The organism is Coprobacillus sp., from assembly GCF_984815275.1.
Genome location: NZ_CFJNYH010000009.1, coordinates 49,401 through 66,664, shown reverse-complemented (window position 1 = coordinate 66,664; position 17,264 = coordinate 49,401). Strand labels below are relative to the sequence as shown.

The following is a 17,264-nucleotide window of genomic DNA, read 5'->3' as shown; positions in this document are numbered from 1 at the left end:
AATCAAATAGTAACAATCCTACTGTACTATCAGTATAATTGTTTAAGTAAATTATGTCAATATTTTTACTAATTATTATTAATATTTTAGTGAATAAGTATTTATTGAAACTGTTCCCTTTTTACTCTCTTTAATACCTCAATAGCAGTTAAGCCTGTTAAAATTCCTGTTGGAATAGAAGCTGCCAACATAACAAATATATATGGCATTAAAGCAGCTGAAGAAATCACAAAAGATATCACAAACATTTGTCCAATATTATGGCATATAGCAGCAATAATTGATACAGATACCAGAGGTAGCTTTGTATATCTTTTTAAAAGTGCTAAAACAACACTGCTCAAAAAGACACCGCCACAACTCATTAAAAAGGTATAATGCATGAGTGTTCCAGTTAGAAGACCAGAAATAATAACACGGAAAAAATTGACAACAAACATTTCCTTTGTCCCATAAATATCTACAACAAGTAAAGCTACAATATTGGCAATTCCTAACTTAACTCCCAATGGGAGTGGAGAAGACAGATAATGATCTACAGTATGTAAAATAATTGCAAGGGCACTTAACAATGCCAGATATACAATTTTTTTTGTTTTCTTATGTCCCATAATAATCCTTTCTATTTAATATAATCCAAAGCACGTTGTCGTAAGATAGTGTATTGTTTATGTGTCTTTTGATCCTGTGGATTCAATCTATCAAAAGAGCGATGAACCCAATTGTTTTCTTGAATATATTGTAAACTTTGTGGAAAATGCAAATCAAAGATAAATGCAATATAAGATAACCACATATCTAAACGTGTTTTTCGATAAGGTGCATAAATAAGTTCTTGATTATAGAATTGTTTATATATTTCTGGTGATATTTTTTCTTGGTTAACGACTTCAGCAGATGCATAGAGTGTATTTTCAATATCTTCTTCCTCTTTAACTCTAAAATTATCTAATTTATCAGCATCTCTAATCAAATGAATGAACAATAAAGTTCTTTCATCAAACCCTTCATCTATTTTATATTTATTATGCTGTTCAATAGCTGCTTTGATAAGATCATCATATTGATGATCTTCAATAAAGGTTCTTATAAAACCTTCATCAAATAGCAGTTGACTTGAAAACATTGCGTGATCAATCGTTTTATAATCAGCAAAGCTTTCATATTTCACCCATTGTTCAAAACGTCCAATATCATGTAATAAAGCAATTAAAGCGGCTAACTCTTTATCTTCCTGATTCCATTTTAATTGTTTACAAAGATAATCACTACATTTCATAACTTCATATGTATGAATAATTTTCAAACGAATAGATGGAATATTTGTATCATAATGAGAGACATAATTTTTAAATGCCAATCTTGCTTTTTGAAGATCAATCATGATGAATAGCCTCCAATAAAACTTGCATATCAATAACATTCATTTGACCTGGTGCAGATATTTTACCAGCACTTGCAAAAGTCATAGATGAACCTGTTAATTCACCTGTAATTCTAGAAATCACGCCAATTTTCCCCATAGCCATTGTAACTATTGGTCTTTCTAATTTATGAGACATTTCTAATGTCATATTTAATAATGTTATAACATCTTTATAAGTTATTGGCATAACAGCTAATTTACAAATATCTGCTCCTAGAATTTCCATTTGTTCTAATCTATTCATCATATCAGAAAAACAAGGTGTCTTATCAAAATCATGATTAGACATCACGACTTTGATATCATTTTGATGAGCAATTTCTACAAGTTGAAAGACCAAAGTATTCCCACTCATCAATTCAATATCAATTAAATCTATACACTGACTCTCACATGCCTGCTTTACAAATGTTTGATATTCTTCATCACTCAATTGCATCTGTCCTCCCTCACGAGAAGAACGATATGTTAGTAAAATAGGTAAATCTGTCATTGATCTTAATTTCTGTAGAACACTTTTTAAGCTACTGCTATTTCTTATCTCCTGATAAAAATCTATCCTCAATTCAATAACATCATATGGCAAGCCTTGAAATGATTGAAATTGCTGAATAATCTCCTTTTCATTTTTCCCTACAATAGGCAGACAAACTTTTGGCTTTCCTTCACCAATATGAATACCTCTGACTGTACAAACTTTCATACTATACCTCCTGATGACACGTTTTCAAAAAAAGCTGAATTTCTTTGATTGTCTGTTGAAAAGAATCTCTAAGTAAAAAATGATTCCCCTGTTTAATAATTTTCACAACACAATAGGGAAGTGACTTTCCAATCATCAATGTATCATCTTGTTTTATCATATCATATTCTCCTGCCATCACCAAGACAGGAATATGAATCTTTTGCAGATCCTTATAATTCAATTGAGGTTGCTTTTGCATCAATCTAATAAGTTGAAAAGTTCTTCTCGCTTTTGAATTGTAAAGACAAAAAGGCATTAAACAAATAAGCATAACATAATCATAAAAACGATAAAATGGTTTAATCATACATGGTTTTGTATTTGCTCCAATAGAAACAATATGCTTTAATCTTTGATCAGATAATCCTAACAATAAAGAAACAATGGCTCCATCACTAAAACCAATAACATCATACGCTTCAATATGTAAGTGTGTCATAACTGCTTGAACATCTTCACACATTTGCTGATATGATAAATCACCTTTATGAATAGATTGTCCATGGTAACGAGAATCAATGAGAATACACTGGTATTCTTTTGCTAAGAGTTTGACTGCCTCATCAAAAACATGATGATCTTCATTATTTCCATGTAACAAGACAAGTGGAAATCCTTCACCGATAATTTCATAATAGATATCCATGTTTAACACCTCCTTGTCTTATTATACCTTTTTCAAATAATGAAATAAATAATTACTTCGTATGTAAATAATAGTAAATTTGTGAAATACCATAAATACCACCACAAATCATTATATAATAAATAAAATAATGACTTTGAAGTCCACCAGACAATATTATCAATGAACCTATTGTTGCAAATACAGGACAAATAACACCCTTAAATAAACTTTTGATCTGTTTTTGTTTATAGAGACAATAAACTTGATAATATAATACAATATATAGCATATATGCAATAGAAATAGCAATTTCTGATATATCGCTATTAGGAATAATTGAAAACTTCGTACAAATGTAATGCACAATCATCCAAAATGCACAAATCAAGAAAGCAAATAAAGCAGAAGATACAGGAATATCTAACTGTGAATGAACCTTTTTGAGTTGTTTTGAAAATGGAATCATACCCTTACGCATTGCCAAAGAATATGGCATACGCATAAAACCAGTAATTAATCCATTGACAGTTCCCATAACTGATACAATTACAAAAACAACAATAAGTTTGGCAAAAGTGCCTCCTAATAATTGACTCGCCGCTACACTGACATGAGCATCTCCCAAGGCTATGACCTGATCAACACCAACATAACTAGAAATCCCTACAAAATAAAGTGTATAGATAGTTAAAATAAGTAATGGTGCAATTGTTAATGCTTTAGGCATTGTCTGCTTCGCATTCTTGACTTCATGTGAAAGGGATGTAGCCACAATCCATCCATCATAAGAATAAGCAATGGGTCCTAGGGCCATAAGCCAGCCTGTGCTTAAAATAGCGCTTTGTGAAGTCTCAGCAAGACCCTGAATAGGATCACCATAAACAATTCCTAATATGCCTAATAAAAATAATGGCAACATTTTAACAAATGTAGAAATATCCTGAAAAATAGCACCAAAACGTGGAAGAAAAACATTATATAGAAAACAAATAATAATAAATCCAAATCCTATAAGGACTTGAAATTCTAAGGTTGCTTGTAAATGAAATAAGATATCTATATAAATCCCTATAACCCAAGCCACAACAACGACAATAGTAGGAAAATAGATAAAAATCAAAAACCAGCCAAATCCACATGCTGTTTGATTATTTACAAATTCCTGTGCATATGCTATTAATCCACCTGGTTCATTTGTTCTTGCAGCAAGTTCACTCATTGTCAAGCTTCCAAATATAATCGCAATAGCTGCTAAACCAAACAACAAAACACCCAAGAGAATACTCCCTTGAGTTGCTATCAAGATATTATCACTTTTAAAAAAGATACCCGATCCTATACATGTTCCAACAATCATTGTAATTGCGGTTAATAAACTATATTTCTCATGTTTGTTTTTTTTCATCAAATCTTCCTTTACATTATGTTTAACAATTCTATCATGTCTCATTCATAATCACAACTTATATGTCAAAAAAAAAGAGATGAACTCATCTCTTAATTATAATCATCTTCAACTAATCCGTCGTCTTCTTCCTCTTCAGGAGTCTCTTCTTCATCTGCATAGATATCATTCATATCAATATGCACTTCATCAAATTTATGACGGCTTCTTAAATCCCAATGATTTTCACCCACTGTTATTAAGCGACCATCTAATGTAATATTTGTGTAGAATAAAGATTCATTTTCATCTTTATCTGCTTCACTAAATCCTTTGATTTCTGAAACCTCCTGCCATAACTTATAGAAATCAACAGGTTTTTTCTTTTTCTTCATCAAATCAAACGCAATATCAACCATTGAACTTTGTTTATAATCAATCATAGTATCCTCCTACATTTTTTCAGGTGCACTTACACCAATTAAATTTAATGCATTTTTTAATGTAATTTGTGTTGCTCTTACAAGAGATAATCTTTGTGAAGATAACTCTCTATTTGCTTCATCAATAACATAACAATCATTATAGAACGAATGGAACAATTGAGCAAGTCTTTGAATATAATTTGCAATTTTATGTGGCGCTCTTTGTTTTGCACTTTCTACTATTTCATTTCTAAACTCATTAATATGTTTTACCAATTCTATTTCTTTAGGGTGTGTCAATAATTCATAATGATCAGCCACCTCAATACCAACAGTCTGTGCCTGTCTTTCAATAGAGCACATTCTTGCATGAGCATACTGTGCATAATAAACTGGATTGTCATTTGATTTCGATTTTGCTAAACCTAAATCAAAATCAAATGGTGAACTGGCAGCTTTTGATACAAAGAAATAACGTGATGCATCTACACCAATATCATCAATTAAATCTTTAATAGTGACTGCATTTCCAGTACGCTTACTCATTTTCACAACTTCACCATTTTCAACCATACGTACCATTTGCATAATGTCAATATTTAATTGATCAGCATTATATCCTAATGCTTGAATAGCTGCTTTCATACGATTAATATAACCATGATGGTCAGCTCCAAGTAAGTCTACTAAATACTCATATCCTCTATCTAACTTGTTTAAATGATATGCAATATCTGGTGTTAAATATGTATAACTTCCATCAGATTTAATTAAAACACGGTCTTTATCATCATCAAACTCAGTTGATTTAAACCATAAAGCCCCTTCTGCTTCATACGTATAGCCTTGATCTTTTAATCTTTGAATCGTTGGTTCAATCTTATTTTCAGCATATAAAGATGTTTCACTAAACCAAACATCATGAACAACTCTAAATTCTTTTAATATATCTTTAATCTTTTGTAATTCATGTTCAGTTCCAATACTTCTAAAATAAGCAATAGCTTCTTTTTCATCAACATGAGCAAACTTATCACCATACTCATTTTTAATGCTTTCAGCAATTTGAATGATATCTTTTCCATAGTATCCATCTTCTGGAAGTTGTCTTTCTTGTCCCAAGGCTTGAAGATATCTTGCATATAATGATAACGCTAAATTTGTAATCTGATTTCCAGCATCATTGATATAATACTCTTTTGTCACATCATAGCCTGCTGCATTCATAATACGACAAATACTATCACCAACAGCTGCCCCTTTCGCATGACCCAAGTGTAAATCACCAGTTGGATTTGCTGATACAAATTCAATATTGTATTTTATACCTTTTCCAAAATCACTTTGTCCATAGTGATCCTGCTCAACTAAAACTTCTTTAATTATAGAAGTCATTGCATCTTTTCTTAAAAATAAATTTATAAATCCTGGTCCCGCAATTTCTACATGATCAATATTTCCAGCATCTTTGTTCATTGTTTCAATAATTCCTTGTGCAATCTCTCTTGGATTTCTTTTTAAAATCTTTGTTAATTGCATTGCAATATTACTTGAATAATCACCATGTGTTTTGTCTTTTGGGATTTCAATGACTATTTGATCAAGATTATAATCTTCTACAAAATCCAAATCAATAATTGCTTGTTTTAAGACCTTCTTTAATGAAAGTTCTATTTTATTAACAGCCATAGTATCCTCCTTTTATCAATTATCATACTTTTAATACAATATCATATTTACCGATATAGTCAACATTTTTCTTACATTTATCATACTATAATGATTAACTTTTACAACTCAGACACTGTCATCTAGAACTGAGTTATCGATGTCTCATAAGGTTTCGTTTCAGTATCTATTCTAACCTCTAGCAACGCTATCTGGACCATGCCCTAATCTATGTTTTTTATAACACCAATATATAGACCGATTTTATGAAAATCATCACTATATTCCTATCTTGATGATGTATTGTGTCACATTGTTATTCCCTAACTTTTAAATTCTTTACTTCATCATAATTCATTTCTAATTTTTTAAAGTTACTGATTGAAAACATATGAAAGTGAAAAAGAAGATAATTGCTAAACCAATTCCAACATAAAACATTGAATATACTAATCCAATACTCGTCTGAATACTGAATACACCTGTCATAAACATTATATGCCAAGTCATAAAATAATAGATTTCCATAATAATAAGTATAAAACTACCAGCCAAAGAGAAAATCAAACTATTTTTATAATTATTTATCCAAATACCAGCAAATAAACACACAAGAGAAATAATTGTTATAGGATTCATAAGTATTATTGTACCATATGTTTCGTCCAGACCCAAACCACTTTGTAAACATAGAAACTATACAGGCAATACCAAAAACTGTTAATCTTTTCTTTATTTTATTATCTATTTCAATAACCACCTCTACAATAACTTTCATAAATTAAACACATTTATAAAGTATTCATATACAAATTTTATGAGACTCATTTATGAGACTCATATTAAAAATTGTATACTGTTAACTATCAACCAGTTACATTAAAGGGGCAAATAATCTTAAAATAGCTTCATATAAACCTCTAAATCTTCGACTCTTTTTTTGATCTATTTTTTGACTCAATGAAAGTGTTTCCTGGAAATCTTTTTCAATATCTTGAATTGTTGAAGTTTGATACAATAAAACATTACATTCAAAATGTAAATAAAGACTTCGATAATCAAAATTGATTGTTCCTACAGTTGCAATTTTGTGATCACATAACACCATTTTGGCATGCAAAAAACCAGGTTTATATTCATAAAATTCTACTCCTTCATAAATGAGAGAATAATAATAAGAACGTGTGACTTTATAAACATTTTTCTTATCTGGAATTCCTGGTGTAATAATCTTTACACTTACACCCTTTTTACATGCGAGAATAAGTGCTTTCATCATAGCATCATCAATAATAAAATATGGTGTCATTATTAAGATTTCTTCCTGAGCACAATTGATTAAATTCATATATATATTTTCACCAGTGCGTTCTTCATCCAAAGGAGAATCACCATAAGCAACAACGTATCCATCAAATGGATAATGATTATGATGATAGATATCAGGCATATATTGTGTAAATGTTTTATCATCATGACGATAAGCATTCCAAGTAGACAAAAACATTGTTGTCAAATTCCAAACACCATCACCCTCTAAACGTATTCCTGTATCTTTCCAATGACCAAAACGAACTTTTGCATTGATATATTCATCTGCTAGATTAAATCCTCCACTGTAACCAATATAACCATCAATCACACAAATTTTACGATGATCACGATGATTCATAGCAACTGAAACAATAGGTACAAAAGGATTAAAAACAACACATTGAATACCATATTCTTCTAATTGTTTTTCAAAATGATAAGGAACAGTTGTTAAACTTCCAACATCATCATAAATAAAACGGACTTCAATACCTTCTTTCACTTTTTGTTTTAATAATTTGAGTATTGTCTCAAACATTAATCCTTCTGCAACAATAAAGTATTCCATAAAAATAAAGTGTTTTGCATTTTTTATATCTTTTAACAAATCACAATAATTATAATCACCTAATGAATAATATTTTGTTATTGTATTCTGATAAGTCCCAAACCCTAGATCAGATAAATATGTAAATCCATGAGTCTTTCCATCATTCATTTCATATGCAATATCTTGTGGCATTATCATAACCGGCTCAATTTCATCAAGGACTGGCTGTAATTTTTTACGAATGACACGGGAAGGTTTTTTATTTCCAATTGATAAATAAAGCAATCCTCCAAAGACTGGAAACACAAGAATAAGAATAATCCATGAAATCTTATATGCTGATGTTTCATCTTTACTGACAAGCCATAATACAACAGCAGAACTCATAATAAACATCAATGGTCTTAACCATACATAAGATTTAAGTAATGAGGACGTAAAAAAACCTAACCATAAAACTTGTAATAAAATTAAAACTCCAAATATAAACATTCTATTTAGACATATCTTTAATATTTTCATAGTTCCTCCTGGAAACTATATGGAATCATTGTTATTAAGATATAAGCTGTTGATATAAGACCATTCTGGTCATATAAATCATATTTCATTTTTATGCGATCTTCATTAGCCTCGAATTTTAATAACTTTGTTTTTAAAGGAACCAAGCCATAAGGAAGTTGATATTGATTCCAAACTTCCTTATCAAAATCAAATTTCAACATAGATATGCCATGTTTTAAAATAATTCCTTCTTTTCCATATGTTATTTCAATTGTTCCCTCTTTTGTGTCAAAACTGAGTTGTGTCTTTTGACCTACATGAAGAATACCTTTAGATTTGTATTCTATAGTTTCACTTTGCCCATCTTGTTTAAAAATAGACTTATAGTGGATATTTTTTGTTTGATACATTTTCCATCACCGTGAATATTATACCACACTTTCGGTAAAAATGAGAGATGAGGTGATAGAGTTGAAAACTTTTGTCAAATGGGTTCGTAGAGTTATCATTACTGGAATGGTTTTTGTAATGGTTATATATGGTGTAAGTTATATGATGGCTGCCCCACAACTTGGACAAGGTCATTATATTAAATTATATGATCAAAGCGAGAAATTATTTTATCAATCTAATCAGCAGAGTAATGATATTGCATTAAAAGATGTTTCCAAAGACTTTTTAGCAAGTATTGTAGCAATTGAAGATCATCGTTTTTATTCTCATAGAGGTTTTGACCCAATTGGTATTTTACGTGCAGTTAAGGCGAATGTTCTTGAAGGTGGAAAATCAGAAGGTGCAAGTACGATTACACAACAATATGCTCGATTGATGTTTTTAACTAATGAAAAAACATGGTCAAGAAAAATTACAGAAGCTTTTTTAACAACCAGATTAGAAGCTCATTATGATAAAGATACAATTCTACAAGGTTATATAAATACAGTTTATTTTGGTCATGGGATTTATGGGATTAAAAATGCATCCCGTTATTATTTTAATAAAGATCCTAAAAATTTAGATTTAAATGAAGCAACAATGTTAGCTGGTGTTGTGAATGGACCAGAATATTTTTCTCCATTTAAAAATATGACAAGAGCCAAAGAACGCCAAAAACTTGTTTTAGATCAATTGGTTAATGAAAAATATATAACTCAAGATAAGGCCAATCAGATTTATAAAACACCATTTCAACTAAATAAAGATCCTTCATCTGCACTTACTCTTTCTTACCCTTATTATAAAGATGCTGTTATTAAAGAATTGGAAGAATTAGGATTTTATAAAGAAAGTTATATTAATCAAGGATTAAATGTACAAACAACATTAAATCCAACTGTTCAAGATAAACTTAATCAAACAGTAGATAATCAAATGAAAGATAAAGAGGAATTAGAAATCTCAAGTATGATCGTAGACAGTCATGATGCTGGAGTGCTGGCATTAGTTGGGGGTAAAGATTATGCAACTTCTCAATTTAATCGTGCAACAAGTGCAAAACGCCAAATCGGTTCAACTATGAAGCCACTTCTTTATTATATTGCCTTAGAAAATGGATTTACTCCAACAACAAAATTTAAAAGTGAGCCAACAACTTTTCAATTAGATAGTGGTAAAACATACGCTCCAACCAATTTTAATAAGAAATATGCCAATAGTGATATTACACTAGCTCAAGCAATTGCTGTCAGTGATAATATTTACGCTGTAAAAACACATATGTTTTTAGGAGAGCAGGCTCTTGTAAATGCTCTGTCAAAATTTGGATTTACACATGTTTCTCCACATCCATCTTTGGCTTTAGGAACTTTAAATACAAATATCTATTCATTAGCAAATATCTATACAACCTTTGCTAATGAGGGAACATATAATGATGTTCATACAATTACAAAAATAACAAATGATCATGGAGATATCTTGTATGAACGTAAAAATAAAGATGAACAGTTATTGAACAAAGAGACTTGTTTAATTCTCAATCAACTTTTGACTGCACCATTCAATAAAGCATTTAATACTTATACTTCTGCAACAATGTCTGCTTATCCAACCAAAACAACCTTTGCAGTCAAAACAGGTTCTACATCATATGATTCACTTTGCGCAGGCTTTAATCCTAATTACACTATTCTCAGTTGGGTTGGCTATGATGATAATCGTGAAATGACTATGGCTACAGATTCTAAAATTCCAAAAGTTATCTTTCAAACAATGGCTAATGAACTTCAAAAAGATGAATCTTGGTATAAACCTACAGAAAAACTTCAACAGATTCCTATCAATCCCATCAGTGGTGAATATCAGGAAAATGGTGTTGTTTACTGGTTCAAAAATAATTAAAGGAGCTGTAACGAATAAATAGTTTTTTAGCTATTTAGAACGTTCAGCTTCTTTTTCTTATATATGGAGGTTGTTATTTTTTGTTGTAAATAACTTTTTGTGTTTTTTGATGTACTTAAAAACATGTATTACTTTTTACAAATAAACTGCTTCTTTTTGTTTTCTTTTCCTTTTCTTTATAATATCTTGAATATTTCATATCCATAAATGTTACATCATGATTTGTTTTAGAACAGCTGTTTCTCTCTCCCCCAGCGTATCCAAATGAATGGCATATTCCCACAGTTTAAGAGCATTCTTTTTTAATTCATCATATAATTTTTGTATTTCACTTTTTCTTTTCCCTTTGCTATAAACAAATTCAATCTCATTGTCATTCATATATGTTTCCAGTTTATCGCTTATACTTAAAAGATAATCAATACTTGGTTCTTTTAAAAGAAAATATTTAGCATAGTCAGATCATCTTTAATAAATCTGGCAAAACTGAGCGATTTTGCATACTTAGAAACAATATACAAGCTATTTACTCGTTACAGTTCCATATGATATAATTGTTCAAAAGGATAAATAATATATGGAAAGTAGGCGAAAATTTATTATATATATATCTATACTTAATTAAAAGAAGGGATAAATAAAAAGAGAATAGTATTGATATTAATATTTATGTTAACTATAGCATCTAGCAGTATTGGTGTAAATGCTGCAGAAAATTATATTATTATAGATTATGTAAAGTATTATCTAGTGAATAATAAAATTATTTATAATGAGCTTGAATATGAATGAATTGATGGTATCCTAGTAGGTTATGATGCTGAGTATTGGACTAAGGACCTTAGTTCAATAAACTATCTAAAAGTCTTAAATTATACTACAACGGCTTATGGTAAGTTTTTTATAACTTGCTTATATGGTGAACTAGGATTTACATACAAAATAACTAAGTCAAATATTTAATCAATAATTTTACCAATTAGGTCGTTCTTTTTAAAGAATAAGAAAGGATAGTCAAAAACATGAAAGAATATATGGAGTTTAAGATAAAGACAAGAAATTTAGTCATATTTGCAGTTATTGTATTTATGGTTTGTAGTGTTGGAACATATTATTTTTGGTGTTCATATCACCCTGAGGTTACTATTAAAATTAGTGATGGTCCTACAGGAAAAGAAGGCATTATAATTGAAGCACCTCATATTAGTATTGAACCAACTGGAATCGCTGAACCTTCTGCATCTATAGAGTTGAAAACCAATAGTATTATTATGCAGCATGAATTCTTTTGTGCATATATAAGGGATAACTATGACAAATCCGATATCAAACTAGATATAGAAGTCCAAGATAATGAAACTACCCTTAAATATTCTGGAACAGCAACCACCAATGATGGAAACATTGATAATATTGAAAAAAATTTTGATTGTGGATTTGCCCTGAATGCAAATATAATTAATAGCAAATAGAAAAAGTATATTTAATATAGAGAGAGGCTGTAGCGCATTAGAAAAGTGATATAGTCTTAATAAACAAAATAACACGTAAGCTCATGTAGAGTTTATGTGTTATTTTAGTATAATTAAATTATGAATACTATTGAAATATTGAATCTAATTACCCATTACTTAATGGTAAGTATAACGCATTTCAACTCAAACTTCCACTAGATTTTTTGACTGTTATTCCTGTTGATGATCCTGTGACATCATTCTTAGAAGTTATGAAAGGAATCAATACAAATAGGTATTTTAATCGATTACCTCATCGTGGTAATCAGGGCTACGACCCTCATATGATATTAAGTGTTGTGTTGTTTGCATTTATGAATAAAGTTCCTAGTCTTAAAGAACTTGAAGCGTTATGTAAATATGATATTGAATACATGTACTTGGCGAATAATGAGACTTCATCTTTTTATGGCGTTCCAACGCTTTATCTCTTCACTTGGAGAATTTATAGAAGATATTTTTTATGATATCACTAAATATTAATAGAACTAGATACTATTGATACTTCTATCTTATATATTAATGGAACTAAATTAGAAGCTAACGCCAAGAAGAATAGTTTTATATGAAAGAAAGCAGTGCTGAATTATCAAAGGAAACAGTTTGAAAAAAATAACTACCCATATTCCATTAATCAATGATATGTCACATACAAATTATCAAACTCATGGAAAGTATACTCTGATTATATCGGAGTAATTACAAACTACTTAATGGAAATAATGCTAGCTAGAGATATTACTATTGTATATGGTATCAGAACAAGAAAAACGGATATTCAAAGACCATATGATACTATATTAGTCAGTTATATCAAGTTGTTACAATATGAAACATCACTAGACATATGTGGGGATAAAAATAGTTATTTTAAGAATGATTATGATACCACATTTATACAAATGAAATATGATGACTATAATCAAACTGGTGTCTTTAAACCATGATATAATCTCCAAATAAGAGTTAGTGATGAATACGTTATGCATACAGGAATCTTCACAAATCCAACGGATACTAAAAACTTTATCCCTTTTATGAATAGATATAAAGAAGTATATGAAACATATGCAACATAGCCAATCAAAGATGCAGAATAAAATAGATGAAAACTTATCTACACCACAAGGAAAAGAAATGAAAAGACAAAGAAGTATCCAATTAGAAGGAGTGTTTGGATTACTAAAACAGGATATTGAATATACTCAGATACGAAGAAGAGGAATCCAAAATGTAAAAAAGAGATATATCTAGTACGCATTGGATTCAATGTAAGGAAATACCACAATAAGAAACAATAGGCAATCGACTTATTGCCATTGCAAAATCTCGAATTTTTAAACATAAAATACAGATATATTTTATTGTGTTAAAAAAGTTATTCACAATTAAAATGTTTGTACTATTACTAAAACTATCCAATCTTCATTTATCATAAAGAAAAAAGCATAATGTCTAAGATTTAAAAATCTTATTCGTTACAGCCCATTTATTATTTATAAATCATTTAATAACTGCATAACATCATCATTGGTCTTTATATCAAAAATATAAATTGTCAGTTCATGAAGTTATTCCATTGAACTCTTCTCTAGAATGCTCTCTATATCTTTTGATAACAACAAGAAAAGAAAAAACTCAATTCTTTTTAAGAACTGAGTTGAAAAACTACATAGTATCTCTTATTTCATCGATTGATAATACATTTGCATATCTATGATTCCAAATTTTTTCTTCATAATAACGAGCTAATTTCTCACCACTTGTAAAATCATTATCAAAAGTTGTTGTGGTATCTTTAGGAATTGTCACTTCATATCCATATTCAAATGCAACCTTGCAAGAAACATCAAAACAATATTCTGTTTGCATACCACACATGATAATTTTTTTAGCATTTAAATTTTCTAAATATTCACGTAAAACTGTTTGTCTAAAAGCACTGTTATATTTTTTATCAATAATACAATCCTCTTGACTAGGAGCAAGGGCTTTATGTATTTCCCAACCTTCAGTCCCTTTCTCTAATTCATCACCAGTTCCTCCATCATGACGAATATAGATAAGAGGAATATTCTGCATTCTACACAGAGAGATAAGTTCCTGAATATTTGAAATCACCTTTCTTTCATTAAATGGATGTTCATTGATTAAAGCTGTCTGCATATCAATAATAATCATAGCATCATAATTCATTTGTTTTTCTCCTTTACATATGAGTTTTCGATAGCCATTATAGCTGCTTTTTGAGCATGAATTTGAGTCGTATCAAAAACAGGAATACTCATATCCTCTTGATGAATTAATAATCCTATTTCTGTACAACCTAAAATAACCCCCTGTGCTCCTTGTAATACGAGATCTTTAATAATTTTTATATACTTTTCTTTTGAATCATTGGAGATAACACCTAGACACAACTCATTATAGATAATATTATTAACAATCTCAATATCAGATTCACTAGGAACAAGAACATCAATTTTTGCATCAATAAGTTTTTGTTTATAAAACATTTGTGTCATTGTATACTTTGTTCCTAACAAAGCGACTTTTTGAATATGCTCCTGTTGAAGTTTTTGAGCAGTTGCCTCTGCAATATGGATAATTGGAATATGTATTCCTTGTTGAATAAGCGTAACAACTTTATGCATAGTATTTGTACAAATACAAATATAATCAGCCCCTGCTTTTTCTAAACTCTGAGCAGCTTCAGTTAAAATTCTGGCACTTTTACACCAGTCCCCTTCTGCTTGACATTTTTCAATTTCTGCAAAATCTACACTATATAAAACAACCTTTGCGGAATGTAATCCACCTAATTGTTTTTTTATTTCTTCATTAATAATTCGATAATATGAAACTGTACTTTCCCAACTCATACCTCCAATTAAACCAATCGTTTTCATGATAACCTTTCCTCCTCAATTTTATTTTCACACGAAAAAAGATAATGCAACATATCACCATGATAATACTGAGTTATGAATTCATCCTCTTTTTTCATACCTAAGCGTTTTGCAACTTGAATAGATGGTTCATTATCAGCCTTTATAATAGCGTAAACCTTGTTTTGATTCAAAGTATGAAATGCATATTGTATACATTCATGAACTGCTTCTAAAGCATAACCATTATGCCAAAACCTCTTTTTTAATAAATAGCCTACCTCTAATATGTCTTGGTTTTGATAAGGCTGCATTGTTAATCCAGCTTGACCAATCATTTCTCCAGTCGTCTGTAAAACAATGGCCCATAATCCATATCCATATTTGGCATATCTCATGAATTGCCGATCAAGCCATTCCTGTACATCATTATCAGAAAAATGATGTTCATAAGCATAAACAACTTCTGGATCTTGTAATATTTCAGCAAGATCTCTAAAATCATCTTGCTCAAGTTCTCGTAAATATAAACGCTTTGTTTTGCAAATCATGATTCTTCTCCTTCACTTTGACTATTATAACATAATTCTTTACTGAAAGAAAAAAAGCATCATAAAGATGCTCATTCATTTTATAACTCTTCTTCTGTTTTTGTTTCTTCTAAGATATCATTGACTTCTTCATTATCATCTTCAACAACTTCTTCTACATTATCTTCAATGACTTCTTTTACCGTTTTCACACTTTTTCCTTTGATATAAGCAATAACATATCCCATTCCAAATAGAAGTGCACTTAATGCTAGATATATGGCTGTATTATTGACATAATATAAAACAACATCCATCCAATTTGCAGTTAAAGAAATAGAACCAGCTGATAGAAGACTTTGAATATAAACAGTTACATTATAAACTGTTAGTAAAAAGCCAATCATTAATAAAGCTGATAAAACATAAAAAGCAATTGCTGTTTTAGAAACCTTTGCTCCACTTACCTTTTTCTTATTTATACTCATGTTTATTTCCTCCTCGTGTAATATACTTGTATCAGTCTAACTAGGAAATATGTGATAAATATGTGAAAAGCAATAAATATTAACGTAATTTTTTTCTCACAAACCAAAAAATAACCAAACCAATAAGAATAACCTTCCAAACCAAATCATATTCACTCATAAATGTCGAAATAAGGGTCCATTGTTGACCTAAATATGTTCCAGCCAAAACAAGTAAAGTATCCCATAAAAGTGTTCCTAAAAGTGTATATAGTGAATAACTCATAAAAGGCATTTGGGCCATCCCAGCAGGAATCGAAATAAGACTTCTAATCATTGGAACAAGACGCCCAAAAAAAACTGCTTTTTTACCATGTTTTAAAAACCAATTCTGAGTTTTCTCAACATCCTGTTTGTGGAAATGTAACCATTTAGCCCATCGACTTTCTAAAAGCCTTTCTAATCTTTCTGGTGTCAATAAACGACCTAAATAATAAAGAATAAATCCACCTAAAAATGAACCACATGACCCTACAATAATAACCCCTGGAATCGATAAATAAGTCATTGATGTCATAAAACCAGCAAATGTTAATATAACTTCAGAAGGAATAGGTGGAAACACATTTTCGATAATCATCAACAAAAACAGACTGATATAACCATACTCCTCCATGACAAACATAATCCAATCCTGCATCTATTAACCCCCTCCATAATATTACATAATTCCTCATACTTTTATGTTAAAATAAAAGTGCTTATTATTATATAGACAAAACAAAAATAAATATTCGCTATTTACATATTTTATCGAGTATGTTAATATAATTGCAATGAGGGAGTAGTCTCACAATAGTGTGATGTAATCAACAAACGCG

21 protein-coding genes are annotated in these 17,264 nt (G+C 29.9%); 5 read left to right on the top strand and 16 right to left on the bottom strand.

All coding sequences use genetic code 11. From position 1 onward, the window contains the following. Positions 1–101: 101 nt before the first annotated feature. The 10 genes from AC5M21_RS05100 to AC5M21_RS05055 all read right to left on the bottom strand — a co-directional run bounded on the left by AC5M21_RS05100 (position 102) and on the right by AC5M21_RS05055 (position 9,054). Entirely contained in the window at positions 102–611 is a 510-nt protein-coding gene (locus AC5M21_RS05100) for a Gx transporter family protein (RefSeq protein WP_008787600.1), read from the bottom strand. A gap of 11 nt (positions 612–622) precedes the next feature. After that, positions 623–1,384, bottom strand: a complete 762-nt coding sequence (locus AC5M21_RS05095; protein ID WP_008787599.1) for an HD domain-containing protein — start codon at positions 1,382–1,384, stop codon at positions 623–625. Continuing rightward, positions 1,377–2,129: a type I 3-dehydroquinate dehydratase gene (gene aroD / locus AC5M21_RS05090; RefSeq protein ID WP_008787598.1), complete on the bottom strand. Its 753-nt coding sequence runs from the start codon at positions 2,127–2,129 to the stop codon at positions 1,377–1,379. Before aroD ends, AC5M21_RS05095 begins: the two co-directional genes overlap by 8 nt. 1 nt (position 2,130) lies before the next feature. Beyond that, positions 2,131–2,817, bottom strand: a complete 687-nt coding sequence (locus tag AC5M21_RS05085) for an alpha/beta fold hydrolase (RefSeq protein WP_017143885.1) — start codon at positions 2,815–2,817, stop codon at positions 2,131–2,133. A gap of 52 nt (positions 2,818–2,869) precedes the next feature. Then, positions 2,870–4,204, bottom strand: coding sequence for an APC family permease (locus AC5M21_RS05080; RefSeq protein WP_017143886.1), 1,335 nt, complete (start codon positions 4,202–4,204; stop codon positions 2,870–2,872). A gap of 92 nt (positions 4,205–4,296) precedes the next feature. Further along, a complete protein-coding gene (rpoE, locus tag AC5M21_RS05075; protein ID WP_008787595.1) occupies positions 4,297–4,626 on the bottom strand; it encodes a DNA-directed RNA polymerase subunit delta in 330 nt (109 codons plus the stop codon). Between the two features lie 9 nt (positions 4,627–4,635). Next, on the bottom strand, positions 4,636–6,297 hold the full coding sequence (argS, locus tag AC5M21_RS05070; protein ID WP_008787594.1) for an arginine--tRNA ligase: 1,662 nt from the start codon (positions 6,295–6,297) through the stop codon (positions 4,636–4,638). Between the two features lie 339 nt (positions 6,298–6,636). Further along, positions 6,637–6,915, bottom strand: coding sequence for a hypothetical protein (locus AC5M21_RS05065; RefSeq protein WP_008787593.1), 279 nt, complete (start codon positions 6,913–6,915; stop codon positions 6,637–6,639). A 235-nt stretch (positions 6,916–7,150) separates the two neighbouring features. Continuing rightward, positions 7,151–8,662, bottom strand: a complete 1,512-nt coding sequence (gene cls / locus AC5M21_RS05060) for a cardiolipin synthase (protein WP_008787592.1) — start codon at positions 8,660–8,662, stop codon at positions 7,151–7,153. After that, positions 8,659–9,054, bottom strand: coding sequence for a DUF1934 family protein (locus AC5M21_RS05055; RefSeq protein WP_017143888.1), 396 nt, complete (start codon positions 9,052–9,054; stop codon positions 8,659–8,661). Before AC5M21_RS05055 ends, cls begins: the two co-directional genes overlap by 4 nt. Positions 9,055–9,106: 52 nt before the next feature. Between AC5M21_RS05055 and AC5M21_RS05050 the strand changes: the two genes are divergently transcribed. Next, positions 9,107–10,984 carry a transglycosylase domain-containing protein gene (locus AC5M21_RS05050; RefSeq protein ID WP_237713641.1) on the top strand — a complete coding sequence of 626 codons (1,878 nt, stop codon included), beginning with the start codon at positions 9,107–9,109 and terminating at the stop codon, positions 10,982–10,984. 210 nt (positions 10,985–11,194) lie between these two features. Here AC5M21_RS05050 and AC5M21_RS05045 read toward each other — a convergent pair whose 3' ends face one another. Continuing rightward, positions 11,195–11,365, bottom strand: a complete 171-nt coding sequence (locus AC5M21_RS05045; protein WP_008787589.1) for a hypothetical protein — start codon at positions 11,363–11,365, stop codon at positions 11,195–11,197. Between the two features lie 641 nt (positions 11,366–12,006). Between AC5M21_RS05045 and AC5M21_RS05040 the strand changes: the two genes are divergently transcribed. The 4 genes from AC5M21_RS05040 (at position 12,007) to AC5M21_RS05025 (ending at position 13,752) form a co-directional block, all read left to right on the top strand. Next, positions 12,007–12,456, top strand: coding sequence for a hypothetical protein (locus AC5M21_RS05040; RefSeq protein ID WP_008787588.1), 450 nt, complete (start codon positions 12,007–12,009; stop codon positions 12,454–12,456). A 206-nt stretch (positions 12,457–12,662) separates the two neighbouring features. After that, positions 12,663–12,965 (top strand): transposase, encoded by a 303-nt coding sequence (locus AC5M21_RS05035; protein WP_029158194.1) that lies wholly within the window; start codon positions 12,663–12,665, stop codon positions 12,963–12,965. Positions 12,966–13,220: 255 nt separating this feature from the next. After that, a complete protein-coding gene (locus AC5M21_RS05030) occupies positions 13,221–13,445 on the top strand; it encodes a hypothetical protein (protein ID WP_008787586.1) in 225 nt (74 codons plus the stop codon). A gap of 112 nt (positions 13,446–13,557) precedes the next feature. Continuing rightward, positions 13,558–13,752 (top strand): transposase, encoded by a 195-nt coding sequence (locus AC5M21_RS05025; protein ID WP_017143890.1) that lies wholly within the window; start codon positions 13,558–13,560, stop codon positions 13,750–13,752. A 414-nt stretch (positions 13,753–14,166) separates the two neighbouring features. Here the strand turns inward: AC5M21_RS05025 and AC5M21_RS05020 are convergent, their stop codons facing one another. The 5 genes from AC5M21_RS05020 to AC5M21_RS05000 all read right to left on the bottom strand — a co-directional run bounded on the left by AC5M21_RS05020 (position 14,167) and on the right by AC5M21_RS05000 (position 17,083). Next, positions 14,167–14,694: a cysteine hydrolase family protein gene (locus AC5M21_RS05020; RefSeq protein ID WP_008787584.1), complete on the bottom strand. Its 528-nt coding sequence runs from the start codon at positions 14,692–14,694 to the stop codon at positions 14,167–14,169. Beyond that, the gene (locus tag AC5M21_RS05015) at positions 14,691–15,407 is read right to left on the bottom strand and encodes an aspartate/glutamate racemase family protein (RefSeq protein WP_008787583.1); all 717 of its coding nucleotides are present in this window, start codon (positions 15,405–15,407) and stop codon (positions 14,691–14,693) included. Before AC5M21_RS05015 ends, AC5M21_RS05020 begins: the two co-directional genes overlap by 4 nt. After that, positions 15,404–15,937, bottom strand: coding sequence for a GNAT family N-acetyltransferase (locus tag AC5M21_RS05010; protein ID WP_008787582.1), 534 nt, complete (start codon positions 15,935–15,937; stop codon positions 15,404–15,406). Before AC5M21_RS05010 ends, AC5M21_RS05015 begins: the two co-directional genes overlap by 4 nt. Before the next feature lie 80 nt (positions 15,938–16,017). After that, positions 16,018–16,404 (bottom strand): hypothetical protein, encoded by a 387-nt coding sequence (locus AC5M21_RS05005; protein ID WP_008787581.1) that lies wholly within the window; start codon positions 16,402–16,404, stop codon positions 16,018–16,020. Between the two features lie 79 nt (positions 16,405–16,483). Then, positions 16,484–17,083: a DedA family protein gene (locus AC5M21_RS05000; protein WP_008787580.1), complete on the bottom strand. Its 600-nt coding sequence runs from the start codon at positions 17,081–17,083 to the stop codon at positions 16,484–16,486. Between the last annotated feature and the right edge of the window lie 181 nt (positions 17,084–17,264).

Excerpts from the sequence above, each read along its gene's own strand:
- AC5M21_RS05005 (WP_008787581.1), bottom strand. The coding sequence starts at position 16,404 with ATGAGTATAAATAAGAAAAAGGTAAGTGGAGCAAAGGTTTCTAAAACA.
- AC5M21_RS05095 (WP_008787599.1), bottom strand. The coding sequence starts at position 1,384 with ATGATTGATCTTCAAAAAGCAAGATTGGCATTTAAAAATTATGTCTCT.
- AC5M21_RS05085 (WP_017143885.1), bottom strand. The coding sequence starts at position 2,817 with ATGGATATCTATTATGAAATTATCGGTGAAGGATTTCCACTTGTCTTG.
- AC5M21_RS05080 (WP_017143886.1), bottom strand. The coding sequence starts at position 4,204 with ATGAAAAAAAACAAACATGAGAAATATAGTTTATTAACCGCAATTACA.
- AC5M21_RS05020 (WP_008787584.1), bottom strand. The coding sequence starts at position 14,694 with ATGAATTATGATGCTATGATTATTATTGATATGCAGACAGCTTTAATC.
- AC5M21_RS05030 (WP_008787586.1), top strand. The coding sequence starts at position 13,221 with ATGCTAGCTAGAGATATTACTATTGTATATGGTATCAGAACAAGAAAA.
- AC5M21_RS05040 (WP_008787588.1), top strand. The coding sequence starts at position 12,007 with ATGAAAGAATATATGGAGTTTAAGATAAAGACAAGAAATTTAGTCATA.
- aroD (WP_008787598.1), bottom strand. The coding sequence starts at position 2,129 with ATGAAAGTTTGTACAGTCAGAGGTATTCATATTGGTGAAGGAAAGCCA.
- cls (WP_008787592.1), bottom strand. The coding sequence starts at position 8,662 with ATGAAAATATTAAAGATATGTCTAAATAGAATGTTTATATTTGGAGTT.
- rpoE (WP_008787595.1), bottom strand. The coding sequence starts at position 4,626 with ATGATTGATTATAAACAAAGTTCAATGGTTGATATTGCGTTTGATTTG.
- argS (WP_008787594.1), bottom strand. The coding sequence starts at position 6,297 with ATGGCTGTTAATAAAATAGAACTTTCATTAAAGAAGGTCTTAAAACAA.
- AC5M21_RS05045 (WP_008787589.1), bottom strand. The coding sequence starts at position 11,365 with ATGAATGACAATGAGATTGAATTTGTTTATAGCAAAGGGAAAAGAAAA.
- AC5M21_RS05015 (WP_008787583.1), bottom strand. The coding sequence starts at position 15,407 with ATGAAAACGATTGGTTTAATTGGAGGTATGAGTTGGGAAAGTACAGTT.
- AC5M21_RS05100 (WP_008787600.1), bottom strand. The coding sequence starts at position 611 with ATGGGACATAAGAAAACAAAAAAAATTGTATATCTGGCATTGTTAAGT.
- AC5M21_RS05055 (WP_017143888.1), bottom strand. The coding sequence starts at position 9,054 with ATGTATCAAACAAAAAATATCCACTATAAGTCTATTTTTAAACAAGAT.
- AC5M21_RS05025 (WP_017143890.1), top strand. The coding sequence starts at position 13,558 with ATGAAACATATGCAACATAGCCAATCAAAGATGCAGAATAAAATAGAT.
- AC5M21_RS05065 (WP_008787593.1), bottom strand. The coding sequence starts at position 6,915 with ATGAATCCTATAACAATTATTTCTCTTGTGTGTTTATTTGCTGGTATT.
- AC5M21_RS05000 (WP_008787580.1), bottom strand. The coding sequence starts at position 17,083 with ATGCAGGATTGGATTATGTTTGTCATGGAGGAGTATGGTTATATCAGT.
- AC5M21_RS05010 (WP_008787582.1), bottom strand. The coding sequence starts at position 15,937 with ATGATTTGCAAAACAAAGCGTTTATATTTACGAGAACTTGAGCAAGAT.